The 14567-nt window shown below is 41.0% G+C and carries 13 protein-coding genes; 4 read left to right on the forward strand and 9 right to left on the reverse strand.

Annotation, left to right across the window (positions count from 1 at the left end):
• Positions 1 to 202 precede the first annotated feature (202 nt).
• Complete coding sequence (locus P9B04_RS02985; RefSeq protein ID WP_342053513.1) at positions 203 to 1201, reverse strand: metal ABC transporter solute-binding protein, Zn/Mn family; 999 nt, start codon at positions 1199 to 1201, stop codon at positions 203 to 205.
• 239 nt (positions 1202 to 1440) lie between these two features.
• Here P9B04_RS02985 and P9B04_RS02990 point away from each other — a divergent pair, with 239 nt between their 5' ends.
• Complete coding sequence (locus P9B04_RS02990) at positions 1441 to 2145, forward strand: metal ABC transporter ATP-binding protein (protein WP_342053514.1); 705 nt, start codon at positions 1441 to 1443, stop codon at positions 2143 to 2145.
• Between the two features lie 59 nt (positions 2146 to 2204).
• Entirely contained in the window at positions 2205 to 3086 is an 882-nt protein-coding gene (locus P9B04_RS02995; RefSeq protein WP_342053515.1) for a metal ABC transporter permease, read from the forward strand.
• A 151-nt stretch (positions 3087 to 3237) separates the two neighbouring features.
• On the opposite strand, the gene P9B04_RS03000 is transcribed toward P9B04_RS02995, so the two are convergent.
• The 3 genes from P9B04_RS03000 to P9B04_RS03010 all read right to left on the reverse strand — a co-directional run bounded on the left by P9B04_RS03000 (position 3238) and on the right by P9B04_RS03010 (position 5699).
• Positions 3238 to 3570 carry a hypothetical protein gene (locus tag P9B04_RS03000; protein WP_342053516.1) on the reverse strand — a complete coding sequence of 111 codons (333 nt, stop codon included), beginning with the start codon at positions 3568 to 3570 and terminating at the stop codon, positions 3238 to 3240.
• A 101-nt stretch (positions 3571 to 3671) separates the two neighbouring features.
• Complete coding sequence (locus P9B04_RS03005) at positions 3672 to 3914, reverse strand: hypothetical protein (RefSeq protein ID WP_342053517.1); 243 nt, start codon at positions 3912 to 3914, stop codon at positions 3672 to 3674.
• Positions 3915 to 4064: 150 nt separating this feature from the next.
• A complete protein-coding gene (locus P9B04_RS03010; protein WP_342053525.1) occupies positions 4065 to 5699 on the reverse strand; it encodes an alpha-D-glucose phosphate-specific phosphoglucomutase in 1635 nt (544 codons plus the stop codon).
• A 316-nt stretch (positions 5700 to 6015) separates the two neighbouring features.
• Between P9B04_RS03010 and P9B04_RS03015 the strand changes: the two genes are divergently transcribed.
• Positions 6016 to 7230: a Coenzyme F420 hydrogenase/dehydrogenase, beta subunit C-terminal domain gene (locus P9B04_RS03015; RefSeq protein WP_342053518.1), complete on the forward strand. Its 1215-nt coding sequence runs from the start codon at positions 6016 to 6018 to the stop codon at positions 7228 to 7230.
• A gap of 27 nt (positions 7231 to 7257) precedes the next feature.
• Here P9B04_RS03015 and P9B04_RS03020 read toward each other — a convergent pair whose 3' ends face one another.
• From P9B04_RS03020 to cysC, 5 genes are all read right to left on the reverse strand, one after another.
• Positions 7258 to 7860, reverse strand: a complete 603-nt coding sequence (locus P9B04_RS03020; RefSeq protein WP_342053519.1) for a neutral zinc metallopeptidase — start codon at positions 7858 to 7860, stop codon at positions 7258 to 7260.
• A gap of 308 nt (positions 7861 to 8168) precedes the next feature.
• Positions 8169 to 9905, reverse strand: coding sequence for an Rqc2 family fibronectin-binding protein (locus P9B04_RS03025; protein WP_342053520.1), 1737 nt, complete (start codon positions 9903 to 9905; stop codon positions 8169 to 8171).
• A gap of 73 nt (positions 9906 to 9978) precedes the next feature.
• Complete coding sequence (locus tag P9B04_RS03030; RefSeq protein ID WP_342053521.1) at positions 9979 to 10572, reverse strand: hypothetical protein; 594 nt, start codon at positions 10570 to 10572, stop codon at positions 9979 to 9981.
• Between the two features lie 109 nt (positions 10573 to 10681).
• Entirely contained in the window at positions 10682 to 12589 is a 1908-nt protein-coding gene (locus P9B04_RS03035; RefSeq protein ID WP_342053522.1) for a GTPase family protein, read from the reverse strand.
• A 480-nt stretch (positions 12590 to 13069) separates the two neighbouring features.
• Positions 13070 to 13615, reverse strand: a complete 546-nt coding sequence (cysC, locus tag P9B04_RS03040) for an adenylyl-sulfate kinase (protein ID WP_342053523.1) — start codon at positions 13613 to 13615, stop codon at positions 13070 to 13072.
• Between the two features lie 526 nt (positions 13616 to 14141).
• Here cysC and P9B04_RS03045 point away from each other — a divergent pair.
• Positions 14142 to 14294 carry a hypothetical protein gene (locus P9B04_RS03045; protein ID WP_342053524.1) on the forward strand — a complete coding sequence of 51 codons (153 nt, stop codon included), beginning with the start codon at positions 14142 to 14144 and terminating at the stop codon, positions 14292 to 14294.
• Positions 14295 to 14567: the final 273 nt, after the last annotated feature.

The following is a 14567-nucleotide window of genomic DNA, read 5'->3' on the forward strand; positions in this document are numbered from 1 at the left end:
GAGGTAGGGAAGCCCGCGCTGTACCTACTGGATCAGCGTCGGGAGGAGTGTCACATAGATATCTACTTGAGTTACGCCCAATCATTTCAAGCTGTCAATGTCCTATTCTTTCCTCACCCTGATTTAAACTATGCCGAAATTTCTGACAGCGATATGGAAAAAATACCCCGTTAGACTGGATAGGGGTTAACGGGGTATTATATCACTCGAACTCTGAACAGTTGCCCCCCAGTCCGGTCACGATGGTACAGGTATTGTAAACCAGCATTCCTTGATAGGTTCCAGCCGGAGTACCCTTTTCCCCAATACCGTCGGCAATTAGCACATCCTCTGAAATTTTCACCCCCGCCTCATTGGCGACAGTTTCCAGTACCTTGTCGTTGGCGGTTAGTTCTGCAAACACCACAGGTACACCAATGGTCTTAATCCCCTCCGATAGAGATTTAACCTTGGCGGCTGTGGGTGTTTCCTCCGTTGAGATTCCCAACAGTGTACCTTCCACCGTCAGTCCATAGGCTCTGGCATAGTAGCTCATGGCATCATGGGTGGTGATCAGGCGACGCTGATTTTCTGGGATGGTGGCAATTTGTTCGGGAATCCAAGCGTCCAACTGCTCTAACTTACTGGTGATAGCCTCAGCATTGCTGGTGTAGGTGTCGGCATTATCTGGGTCGATTTCAATCAGGGTTTGCTCAATCAGCTTTACCATGCGGGTGCCGTTTTCGACATCATGCCAGACATGGGGATCGGGTTCCACTGCCCCTTCCTCCTCAACTTCAATCACGTCTTCGATAGCTTCATCGTGTACCGCTACTTTGGGAGCTGGGGTAGTGGTTGCTTCGGCCATCTCAATAATCGTTGGCTCAAAGTTCATCCCCCCATAGAACACCGCATCCGCTTCCTCGATCGCCTGTCGGTCAGATGGCTTGGCTTCATAGGTGTGGGGGTCCTGGTCATAACTGATCAGGCAGTTGGGTTCAAACACCCTTGCAGCAACTTGCTCCACCATATCGCAAAGGACGCTGTAAGAAGCGACAACATTTATAGTTTCACCATCACTAACCACTTCTCCAGCATCGTCCGTTGCTTCTGATGTGGTGGTGGTTTCGGTAGTGCCTCCACAGGCCGCTAAACCAGCTACAACTGCTAAAGCGGCGAAAGTGCCTGCAAAACGAGGCTTTGACTTAAAGAAAAAACTCATGGGATTTTCCTAGTATTTAGGTATCTAGTAGAAAAAAGTCCTGACACCTTAACACAAGTTGTGCTTTTTGTCTAGTCCCTATCTAAATCAAAGATTTTAGATGGGGACTGTGCGCTCGGACCTTCGCATCCAAAGAGGGGGAAAAAGCAGTTGATTTTTAAGAAAAATTTGCAGTACACTTATTTCATACTTGCATCATTTTTTATTCATTGTCTATTCACTTTTCTGAGAGACAGGCTATGCTCCTCGTTCAAAACTTGTCCGTGAGTTACCGCAATTTTACAGCACTCAACAATGTGAGTTGTAGCTTCGACCCTGGGGCATTGGTGGGCATCTTTGGACCAAACGGGGGGGGTAAAAGCACCTTGGTCAAGGCTATGTTGGGGCTGATTAAATCGACCACGGGGACTGCCCTATTGAAAGGGAAACCCCTAACAGAGCAGCTTTCCCAGGTTGCCTATGTGCCTCAGCGAACGCAAATTGATTGGGACTATCCCATTACGGTCTGGAATGTTGTCATGATGGGCTGTACCCTGCAAACCGGGCTGTTTCGTTCCCCCAGTCGCCAGTCACGGGAACTGGTTAAGGCTGCGCTACAACGGGTGGGTATGTACGAATACTGCGATCGCAGCCTTAGCAACCTGTCTGGCGGGCAGCAGCAACGGGTATTTTTGGCCCGCGCCCTGTGCCAACAAGCTGAACTCCTGATTTTAGATGAACCCTTCACCGGAGTAGATCAGAAAACAGAGTCTATCATGTTTGACATTTTTAGCGAGCTTAAGGCCCAATCGAAAATTTTGTTCGTTATCAGCCATGATCTCAGCGAAACTCTGGATCATTACGATCAGCTACTATTGCTGAACAAGCAGGTCATTGCCCAGGGAGTGCGCCACGAAGTAATGACGAAAGACAACTTGCTGGTAGCCTACGATGCCTCGGTGTAGTTTATTGCTGCACAAGGTTTCGGGAGTTTAATTTAGTACAAAAAAAGGAGTGTATTGGTTTGGACTGGTTAATTGAGCCGTTGAGGTTTGAATTCATGCGTAATGCCCTGGCCATGGGAATCCTGCTGGGGGTTTTGTGCGCCGTTGTGGGCAGCTACATGATCGTGCAGAGGATGAGCATGATGGGTGATATGATTGCTCACTCTGTTCTAGCCGGGTTGCCTGTGGCTCTGTTTTTGGGGTTACCCCTATCGTTGGGTGCGCTGGTAGCAGGGGTGGTCAGTGCTGTGGTTTTGGCGGGCATTGAGTCCCAATCTCGGCTCAAGGTAGATGCAGTGATGGCGTTGATCTTGGCATCGTTTCTGGCGATAGGTACAACCCTGGTAACGGTGCTACCAGGAGCCAATCGCATCGATGTGATTCATGTGTTGTTTGGGGACATCCTGGGGGTCAAAAGGAGCGATCTGATGCTAACCTTCGGCATCACCTTAATCATTTTGATCAGTGTCTGGCTGTTTTACAAAGAGCTTTTGTTTTACACCTTTGACCCCATTGGGGCGCAGGCGGTTGGCTTGCAGGTACGCTGGTATTACCTCGGCATCGTCACCGGCATTAGTCTAACCATAGTCGCTAGTCTACAAACCGTGGGGGTGTTACTGGTGATTGCTATGCTGGTAGCTCCTGGAATGACGGCTTATCTACTGGTCAAAGAGCTACACCAGATGATGATTTTGGGTGGGTGTCTGGGGGCATTTGCCAGCATTGCCGGAATGTACTTGAGCTTCTATCTGGATATTCCTTCGGGATCGGCTATTGTGTTGGTGGCCTTTGGGCTATTCCTGCTGGCGTTCCTCTTCAGCCCATCTCAGGGAATTTTGACGCAATCTGGCTTCGTTAAAGACATCCTTGCGAAGCTGTCTCAAGGCTCAAGTGGAACCTAGACTTGCTGGGGTTCTAGCCCAGCACCTAACCTTAGTTCGATATAAGAGAATATTATCTTACCTAAACAACCCAAAATATCTAGATTGCTCCTTAGTAATCTTCGCTAGTTCTCCCCCTACTAATAAAAGGCTTAGTTTCTGTGTCTACTATTTAATCATCATAATTATTTTCAGAAGATATCTCTTTTGATGGAACAATAGTTTCTGAGACGGCTCTCAGAATACTAGCAAAACGTTCATAGTCTAAATAAGTTACTATGTGTTCTCCAGTCAAAATCTTTTGTAAAGATTCCCAGTCATCGACTAAAGAACCTACGCATGGCTCTGGGGGAGAATCAGAATTAAAATCTTCCCATTCACTACTCATTATTATCCAATAATAATCTGTTTCAACTGATATGGATTCTATTTGTTCATTTTTTGCTTTCTCAATTAAAAGTTTAAAAAGAGATTCTAATTGCTCTATTCTAATATTAACACTCATTTTCCTAGCCCTCGATTATTAAGTTCTTGATTGATTTTATTTAATTAAATCTTGGTAACAAGGCTTAGTTCGTGTGTCAACTAATAACGGCTCATAATCTACTAATTAAGTAGTAGTTTTTGAGCTTTACTCAACGCATAAAGAAAATCACTTAGCATGAATTTCGGGACAAAACTTGGCTCTATATAATCTGTCAAGATTTCTATCTCAAGATTTTGAAATCCTTGATCTTGATTAATATGTACTAATTGTTCTCCTTTATACTGAATTTCAACGGTTATTTTTTCATAAGCTGAGTCACTAAAGCGAATAATCTCAAATCCAGAATCGAACTTAATTACCATTTAAAAATCTCCCAATAAACAAATCTACTAAAATATTCATTTTTATTACAGCAGTTTGATGATTAGATTAATAAAGGTCAGCACGTGTTAATTGTCATATTTTAGAAGAAGCAAGAATGTAGAAATCAATATCCTACATTCTTGGCTTTTTTAGGTAATAACAGTAGGCTTATCTCGTCCAGTAAATTGCTTGATTTGGGCAATTTCTTCTGCTAATTGAATTAGAGGAGCTAGGGCTGTTTGTGTCTCTATGCCGTGTTTAGTTGCATCGGGTTCGTAACTCTCAATATACACCCGTAAAGTTGCTCCTTTAGTGCCAGTCCCCGATAGGCGGAAAACAATACGAGATCCATCCGTAAACCCAATGCGAACACCCTGTTTTTGGCTAACACTTCCATCTACTGGGTCAGTATAAGCAAAGTCATCGCTGTAGGCAACCTGATAATTGCCGTAGGTTTTCCCTTTCATGTCTCCAACCTGCGATCGCAGACGGTTCATTAACTCGTTAGCTGGTGCTGACTCCACTGCTTCGTAGTCGTGACGAGAATAAAAGTTACGCCCGTATTCTTGCCAATGATCGCAGACAATTTTTTCAACAGACTCCCCTTTTACCGCCAAAATATTCAACCAGAAAAGCACCGCCCAAAGACCGTCTTTTTCTCGAATATGGTTCGATCCCGTGCCAAAACTTTCTTCACCGCAGAGGGTGGCTTTTCCTGCGTCTAATAAGTTGCCAAAGAATTTCCAACCTGTGGGGGTTTCATAGCAATCTATGCCTAGTTTAGCAGCCACACGGTCAGCTGCGGCACTTGTAGGCATTGATCTGGCCACTCCTGCAATACCGTCTTTATATCCTGGCACTAAGGTTGCATTAGCAGTTAAGACAGCTAAACTATCGCTAGGGGTAACAAAAAAGTTCTTGCCTAAGATCATATTGCGATCGCCGTCTCCATCGGAAGCTGCCCCAAAGTCCGGTGCGTTATCTCCGAACATAATTTCAACGAGATCGTGAGCATAAACGAGGTTAGGATCAGGATGTCCCCCACCAAAGTCTTCTAGGGGTGTCCCATTCTGTACAGTTCCTTCTTTTGCTCCTAAATACTGCTCAAACAAGGCGTGCGCATAAGGTCCAGTAACCGCGTGGAGGGAGTCCATACACATTTTGAAGTTATCGGAACTCACCATCGACTTGATTTTATCGAAGTCGAATAATTGCTGCATTAACTCCACATAAGGGTCTACAGAGTCCATCACCTCTACATCCATCGTCCCTAGTTTAAAGGAACTGGGGCGATCTAAGTTGATATCAGCTGCTTCTAATATTTTGTACTCGTTAATGGTTTTGGTGCGCTCAAAAATAGCATCGGTGACTTTTTCGGGAGCGGGACCACCATTACTGACATTATATTTTACTCCAAAGTCTCCATCGGGGCCACCAGGGTTATGACTAGCGGATAGAATAATGCCTCCAAAGGCGTTATATTTGCGAATAACCGCCGATGCGGCTGGAGTGGAGAAAATACCGTTACTCCCCACTAAAACCCGTCCGATGTTGTTAGCGGCTGCCATTTTGATGATAATCTGTATGGCTTGACGGTTATAGTAGCGACCATCACCACCAACAACTATGGTTTGACCTTCGCAACCATCGAGACTGTCGAAAATAGACTGAATAAAGTTTTCTAAATAATGAGGCTGTTGAAAGGATGTGACTGCTTTACGGAGTCCAGAGGTTCCTGGTTTTTGTCCTTCTATGGGGGTTGTGGTTACGGTACGAATTGTCATAACGCAATTAGACATAAATTTAGTATTCTGCCATACTCATGTCCGAGTATGATTCATTCCCACTTTACCCTTATTTACCGACAATGCCCCGATGAATTCAAATTGAAAGCAGTTTAAGGCAAAGGTAAGCATATTTATATCCTGAGCAAGAATAATCTAATTTGTTACATTTGTTTACCAAAAGAATGATCCCTAACCACAATGGCGTAATCTAAACTATGTCATTGTTGGTGAATTAATCTTATCTCCAATGGTACGTTCTGATAACTACTCACTGATCTATCCTAATTAGTTTGATTTAAAAATACTTTACTCTATGATATCTATTCAATCTGACAAAAAAGAAAAAGCTCACAGAAAATCAAAAGGTTTAAAACGTGGTAGTCTTCGTCCTGCAAAAGAACTCTGCAGTGATTGTGGGCTATGCGACACATACTATATTCATTATGTCAAGAGAGCTTGTGCTTTTATCAATCAACAAATTTCCGAATTAGAAACAGTTATTCATGGCAAAAGTCGCAATTTAAACGACGAAAATGAATGCTATTTTGGTGTTCATCAAGAAATGATCTCTGCCCGAAAAAAAATCCCCATCGAAGGCGCACAATGGACGGGAGTAATTAGTACTATTGCTTGCGAAATGTTGGAAAAAGGATTAGTAGAAGGAGTGGTTTGTGTTCAAAATACAAAGGAAGATCGTTTTGGACCGATGCCAGTTATTGCGAGGACTCCTGAAGAGGTTTTAGCGGCAAAAGTTAATAAACCGACTTTATCTCCTAATCTATCCATCCTAGAACAAATCGAACAATCTAACCTAAAACGTTTATTAGTTATTGGAGTTGGTTGTCAAATTCAAGCTTTACGAGCAGTAGAAAAAGAATTAGGTCTAGAAAAACTTTATGTTTTAGGAACCCCTTGCGTTGATAATGTTACCCGTGAAGGGCTGCAAAAATTCTTAGAAACCACCAGTCGTTCTCCCGACACCGTTGTACATTATGAGTTTATGCAGGATTTTCGGGTACATTTTAAACACGAAGATGGTTCTATTGAGAAAGTACCCTTTTTTGGTTTAAAAACTAACAAGTTAAAAGATGTTTTTGCCCCTTCTTGTATGAGTTGTTTTGACTATGTTAATTCTTTAGCTGATTTAGTGGTAGGTTATATGGGGGCTGAGTTTGGTTGGCAATGGATTATGGTTCGCAATGAGACAGGAAAAGAAATGTTAGCTTTAGTGGAAGACCAAATTAATACAAAACCTGTCATTTCTCAAGGGAATAGAAAACAAGCGGTTCAACAGAGTATTCCAGCTTATGACCAAGGGGTAACATTACCCATGTGGGCAGCAAAGTTAATGGGGGTTGTGATTGAAAGAGTCGGACCAAAAGGCTTAGAATATGCCCGTTTTTCTATTGATTCTCATTTCACTCGTAACTATTTATATATGAAACGAAATCACCCCAAAAAGCTAGAAAATCATGTACCTAATTATGCAAAAAAAATTGTGTCCCAATATCAGTTACCAGATAAATAAAACACAATTTTATAAAGCTTTTAATCTCTATTCAAAACAAGATTTAGGGTCATTAAATCCACTTAAAAATGCCCTTGCCCTTTGTCGGGGTGTTCCATGATGATTAGTGTGTTCGTAGTCATAGTCCCCTGTCATCATGGCAGTGGTTACCCCTTCTTTCAAGTCTCCAGGTTCTAAGATTCCTAGTTCATCGCTAACGGCAAAAAACGTTCCCGCTAAACAGTCTGCCTGTAATTCAATCTCCATAATAGAACGGCTTGCGTCAAGAAGACCGAGATGTCTCTGAACAGAATGACCGTACTCATGGGCTAAGGCGAAGTACCCGGCAGAATCTCCCACTCTGTCGACTAATCTATCGATTTGTGTCATGTTTAAGTGGATGGTGTTGGAATTCACACAATAATGGGCTAACACCGAAGGACCACAAGGGGTCGACTCCACGTTGCTATGAGAGTAAACAAGAGGATAGTTATAACGAATCCCTAAACGTCGCAAAACTTCTCCCCAGAAGGCATCTAAACCATCGCTGACAGCCGATATTGTTGGCCTATCCCACGCGGCCTGGAGGGGTTGGAAGGGCAATAAGCCCAAAGATAGAGAAATTATACCGACAGCAACCTGCTTTTTCATCTTAATTCACTTTGTTCGCTTTTGAATAACCACCTGCATCTGTGGTTTACATCTGAAAGGAATCAAGCAGAGATAATTTAGCATACTATGTCAATCATAGTTCAACAATAAGAAAAGTTCATCCTCTAGATTAGAAATCCATAACAAAAACCAGCGATTGTAGTCGCTGGATGTCCTAAATAAAATATTGTTGTTGTTCTACTAGAAAATCTGGTGGCGCATTCCCAATTTTGCTAACCAGTTGATTTCTATGTCTAAATTGTAACATCAGACACGAATTTTTGTAAATAATATTTAAAATATTTGTCTTAGTCGTTATTTTTTAGATAGGATGAGATGTTGTCCGGTTTTCCCCAAAGCACCTTTTCCCGTTTATAGATCACCATACCAGGTTTAGCCCCTTTGGGTTTATAGACATATTTGGGTTCTGTGTAAACTACGGGAACTTGCTCGCTTTGACGGGCGCGACTGTAATAAGCAGCCCAGTCAGCAGCACACTTCAAATCAGCGTCGTTGGGTGTTGCTCCTGGTTCCAGTCTTAATAATACATGACTGCCGGCAATTTCTTGGGTATGAAACCATAAATCGTAGTCTCCTGCGGTACGAAAGGTGAGGCGATCGTTTTGGCGGTTATTACGACCAATCCAAACCTCAAACCCTGATGGACTCTTATGTTGATGGGGTTGAGACTCATCGGAAAAATTCTGAGTTTGTTGGGGAGGAGAGGGGAAATAATTTTGTTGGATCAGTTCTGCTTTTATTTCTTGGAGGGTTTGTAAGTCTTCTAAACAATGATAATGATGAATTTGTTGTAAGCTATCTTCTACTTGTTCTAAATAATTAATCTCTTGTTGAACTTCTTCTAATAAGGGTTGCACTGCACCTTTTGCACGTTTTAGTTTTTGATGTTTTTTATATAGAATTTGGGCATTTTGTATAGCATTTTTTTCGGGGTTTAAAGGGATTTTGATGGGTTTTTCTGTTTCAAAATCTTTTAAGGTCATAGAGTTCATTCCTGGTTCCCAAAGGTGAGAATGAGCCATTAATAAATCTCCCCTTTGACGGTATTCGTCCGCAGAAGAAGATTGTTCCATTTTTTGCTGAAAATTATTAGCTTTGCTGTACAGTTTCTTTAGATAAGATTTTATCTTTTGTTGTAGTTGATGCTTTAATTGTTTAAATTTTTCTTGGTTTATTTTCTTCGTATAGTAATCATTTATTAAAGTTTGAATATTATTATTTTTTTCAACTATTCCCCACCCTAAAACAGTATATCCATCCTCTGTATATGCTGATATAAATTTTTTACTTTCAAAGCTATGTAACCACATTTGCCAGAGTTCGTATAACCTTTTCCAATCTTTTTCCATTAAATTTTCTGTAGATTGTTGAGGTTTTAAACCAGCTTCTTTAATCATGGAAGAAGCAACAGCAGGACTCAAACCTCGATAACTATTTAATAGCTGTTTTTTGATAGCACCAGGAATTAAACTAACTCTTTCTTGCCATCTTTGTTGCTCTTCTTCTAACTTTGGAAATGTCCCCGTTAAGGTGGGTGGAAGCTCATAGTTTTGCCCTGTTTGTACTGTTCTAACTGTGGACTGACTAGCATTGACTTGATGAGCAACTGTAACGATTTGCCGTTTACTATCAGTTAAAATAACGTTACTATATTTGCCCATGATTTCTACAAAAAGGTGCCACACTGGTGCATCACCTGGACGTTTAGCAAACTGTAAATTAACAACCCTTTCCCAAGGAGAAATCATCTCCAGTGCAGTGAGAGCAAACCCGTTTAATTGATGACGTAATTGATCGCTAAAAGTGAAAGTATCGGGAATTCTGGGAGGTGGATCACCTATACACAATCTAGCAGCTTGAGGATGCCAACAAACAGTTAACCAACTACGTTTTTTTAAGGTGCGTAAAGCCATAGAAATAGTGTAGGTATCCCGTTGATAAACCTGTTCAACCCTAGCAGGTATCCAATGGCTTTGTAGATCATGACAAATTGCGGTTAAGGTGGTAACATCAACGGACTGCATGGGAGTTAATTGATAACTTATACTTTCCTATTGTCGCAAATTTCAGCTAAAATGAAAAGGAGTATTTTTTTTATTAACGCTCTGCAGAAGTTAAGGTAAGGTTTATTACTTCTCCTGATTCTTCCATTTCTAGAGTATTGATGATGTGAATATCTTTATCAGAAAACTCATTAGTGTTATCTTCTTCTTCTTCTTTTGACTGTTCGGGAATGGTTAATAAGGCTGTCTTTGAACCTCGAAATAGGCTGAGGTTAGCAAAAGGAATATCTTTTAAGATTGTTGGTTCTTGATCTTGATTTTTAGCCAAAGGTACTCGACGACAACTATTATTTGTTTGTTGACAGATAACATTTTCATTCATAGGAATCAACACTTTATCCTTGAACTCGATAGATTCAATTTCAGCCAAAGGAATGCCCGCAACATAATCCCTAAAGCTAATAATTAAACTCAGTTCATTTAAGTCAATAAAGTTTCCTGTAACTGTATCTCCTGACTTCAAAGAAACAACTGCAAAATCAGGAAAAGCAACTTGAATTTCTTGTGTTATTTGTTCTTCATTGTCTTGTTTAGCTACAGACAAAGGATCTACCCCAGGAACAGCGATCGCTGTTTTAGAAACCGCAATAATTGCACTTGTTAATAGTATAGAAACCCATCTTTTCATAATAAAGATACTCCTAAAATTTTTGAAAATCAGACATTATAAATATGATACTATGATAATTAATAGCCCGAACAAGCCAATACAAAGCTTAAGAGAATTTTTAGAAATTTTATAAATATTGCTTGAACCTTCTTTTTAACTGTTCAAGGGTCAAATTTTGGGCTAAAAACTCCACAAAAGCACGACCAAAAGCCCAAGCATTTTCCCGACTAGAACCCGAGGTATCTAATAATAATGGCCACAAAGATAATAAATCAAACTTTTGCGTTTGTCCCTCTGATTCAAATAAATAGAAAAGATCGTAAGCTATTTGTAACTTACCAATAACAAGAGGTAACTGTTCCACTGGAATTTGCTCCGCTAAAACATAAGCCAATCCAGGAGAACCGGTGCTTAAAGTAGAAATAAACTGTAAGACAGGACTTTTTAATAAAGCAGTAAGTCCTTCCGTTGTACTGAGTCTTAAAATACAACTTTCAATAATTTTAGCACCAGCAACTGATCGAGCTTCTTGTTGTTGCAAAAAACGAGCTAGTCTCAATTGTTTTGACGGTTCAATAGACTCCAATAAAGTATTAGTTAACGTATCAATTCCCCAACTCTCTCGACCAACTGTTTGATCACCCGTAACAACCGGTAAAATAAAGTCGCATTCCTCCCCGAATACCTCCAAACGGTAAGCTATGGCCTCTCGAATACTTATTTCTTTTGGTAATGTTCCCTGTTGCCAATCATAGGGAGGTTGCCACTCTCTCATTGGACGTAAGCGATCGATCTGGGTGACGATCGCAATCACGGGTAAATTAGTAATCTCATCTCTAACGGCCTCTATAAACTTCACATCTATCTCTAAGGAGGGATCGAGAGCAGGAGTTACCAATAACAATAAATCCGCTTTTTTACAAAAACTTAAGACCTGTTCTCGAAACTGAGGGCGATTAATCTGCTCATATCCAGGGGTGTCCCAAAGAGTTAACCCTTCCCCCGTAACGCTGCTCCAGTGATAAGCGGTAAAATCATCCGTATTGGGCAAAATATCTGTTGCGGCGCGTTCTGCTTTAAATAAAGTGTTGATGAGACTACTTTTTCCCGCACCTGTTCGTCCTACCAGCAAAATATTGACCGGTTTAGCTTCTATTTGTTTGATGGGTTCGGCCTTAGCAATGATTTCTCGTAGGGTTTCGGTTTTGGCAAGAGGAGGAGTTTTTTCCTTAACCGATAAAGTATCTGAAAGGGGAAGATTGTCGCTACTGTAAAGGGCGATCGCTTGTTGGGCGAGGATTTTTAGGGCAGTTTCTCGGAAAGTTTGACCTAAATTAACCAATAACTGTTCATTGGCTTCTTTTGTTGATTTTGAAGTGGTTTTTTTGGCTAAAGCTACTGCAGGGTTGAGTATCCATTGACCCCAGTTCCAGACACGCAATAATTTGCGGGCGTTGGGTTCTAATTTTTGGTAAACTTCATAAGCTTGGTAAGCTTGACCAATGCTAACTTGATTGAGAACAGGGGATAATTTTTGCATCCAGCGATCGAGATCATCTACCGTTCCGCGAATCAGTCCATACCCTTGAGGGATGTAGATATTCAGCAGAGGATATTTAATTTCTGGGTGATAGATTTGAGCGATCGCCGTAACCAAATCCTGACACCTCTGCCAAAAGGTTGCCCAATCTTCCCAAAAAGGGCGATCACTACGGGTTTCTTGGACAATATTGTTCAGAATTGTCTCTATTTTACTTATGGTTTCTTCACCTTCGATGGTGGTGGGGATTTGGTTTTGTTGATAATCTACTTCCTGGGAAACCTCAGCAATTAAAGTTTCGATTTGTGCTTCTACAGGTTTAGTCCATTTGACCAATAACCAACGCCATCCGAGTAAAATTAAGATAAAAATACCCCAAATCCAATTAATTCCCCATTGATGAATTTGTAATCCCGTTGCAATAACGAAGAAACCAACAATAATAATTAAAGGACTTCCTAGTACAAACCACTGCCAAGATTTTAATCTAATCATTTTGTTTTAATTCGATTTTATCTATGGTAATTAATCTTGGCATCTTCTGTTTGAGGTGATCAACGCCTTACGGCATCAAAGGTTAGTTCACAATACCGCCCGAAGTGGGAGCCACTTCGGCAACAGAGTGATCAACGCCTTACGGCATCAAAGGTTAGTTCACATCTTTGATTTCAAATGGGTGTTGTCCTGCTTCAAATAGTGATCAACGCCTTACGGCATCAAAGGTTAGTTCACAGCGATCGCTGAAAGCCTTAATTAATCAGCCCTCTTAATCAATTTTACAAGCACCTCCTTAAAATGGCTAGAGAATACCTCAAACTAAGAAGTCGAAAACTGCTGTAAGAAATTGAGCATAAAAAAGGAAGGCTGATGCCTTCCTCCGTAGGTGTTTAACAAAATTTGTTTTGTACTTTGATCATCTTACACACAGCAAGAAATACGCACTAAAATAGTATAAACTGTCCTTAAAACCATCACCTAGACGGCAACAGGCTTAGCTAAATAACCCATTTCTTCGAGTTTTTGCCAAACCTTATTAACACTTTCCTCTAAAGTTTCGAGATCGGTGCGACATTCAACTTCAGGGTTTAGAGGGGGTTCATAAGGATCATCAATACCAGTGAAAGACTTAATTTCGCCGGAGCGCGCCCGCTTATATAGTCCCTTAACATCGCGATCTTCGCAAACATTTAAAGGTGCATTAACGAAAACTTCTACAAAGTCTCCTATTTTACCTCTGACTTCCTCGCGAATCTCACGATAAGGAGAGATAGCAGAAACTAAAACGATCGCACCGTGACGGGTGAGTAACTGACAGACAAAACCGATACGGCGAATATTGGTGTCGCGATCTTCTTTAGAGAAACCTAACCCTTTGGTTAAGTTTGTTCTAACAACATCTCCGTCTAATACTTCTATGGGATAACCTGCTTCTCTAAGCTTTTGTTCTAAAGCACAAGTAATAGTGGTTTTTCCTGCTCCACTTAATCCAGTGAGCCAAACTGTTACGCCGCGTTGTTCCATTTTGATTTTAAAGTGTTGTTAATGGTTGTTGGTAATCAGTATATGATTGTTTTTGTCTATTGACCAGCTAAAAAAGATGCTTAACCTATCCTTTTTTTCTTTTTGACCTTATTATACTGTGTCCTTACCCTAGCCTATCCAGCAATACTATTGACTTCGAGGGATGCGATACTAAGTAGATTACAAATATCCTAGTTAAGATTGCAGGGGAGCAGGGAGCAGTTTATAGCAGTTTTCAATTGAGTGTATCAAAATCTCGGTTTACTTCGACTTCGCTCAGTAACAGTGAGGGTGGGGAGTGTACTTCGACTTCGCTCAGTAACAGGGAGGGGTGGGAAGTGTGGGGACTATTTTTCTTTGAGTTTGTAATTTATGCATAAGAAAAGTGCTATTAGAGGCTTAACATATCACCCATTCAGGTGAGCCATAACCCCTAAAATGGATGAAGTAATCACCCACCCCTAGGAGGTAATGTAATAGGTGTAGCGGACACAAACACGAATAGGTTTTGTAGGAGTGTGGCACCATGTCTATCAAGCGAATGACTCGAATGGCTTTTGATACCGTTGTTATTTTTGGTTTCTTGATGGGGACAGGTTTTCTCTTCAACCACATCTTAGAAACTCCTCTATCTAACCCTTTTATTAGTGATAGTGTCACCGCAGAAGAAGAGGCTTAATTCTCGTCAAGATTTCATCACAAAACCGAGAAATCCTCTCAAAAAACCTTGTTAGTTCACCCAACTAGATGAAGATATCCCCCAAACAATCATGGGATATTAAGAACAGCAAGAATTCAAGTTTTCCCGCATCGAGATTTCCTCCTCAGATGTACCAGATGACCTCCTCCACCCTATTTTTAGGGTGGTTTTTATTTGATAACTATTCAGCTAACACACAGCAATTCTCATTTTGAAAGAGAGACCGAGTTAGTTCTCTTCTTCAGCTAGATA

The sequence above is a fragment of the Crocosphaera sp. Alani8 genome (genome assembly GCF_038442745.1).
In the GTDB taxonomy this organism is placed as follows: Bacteria; Cyanobacteriota; Cyanobacteriia; order Cyanobacteriales; family Microcystaceae; genus Crocosphaera.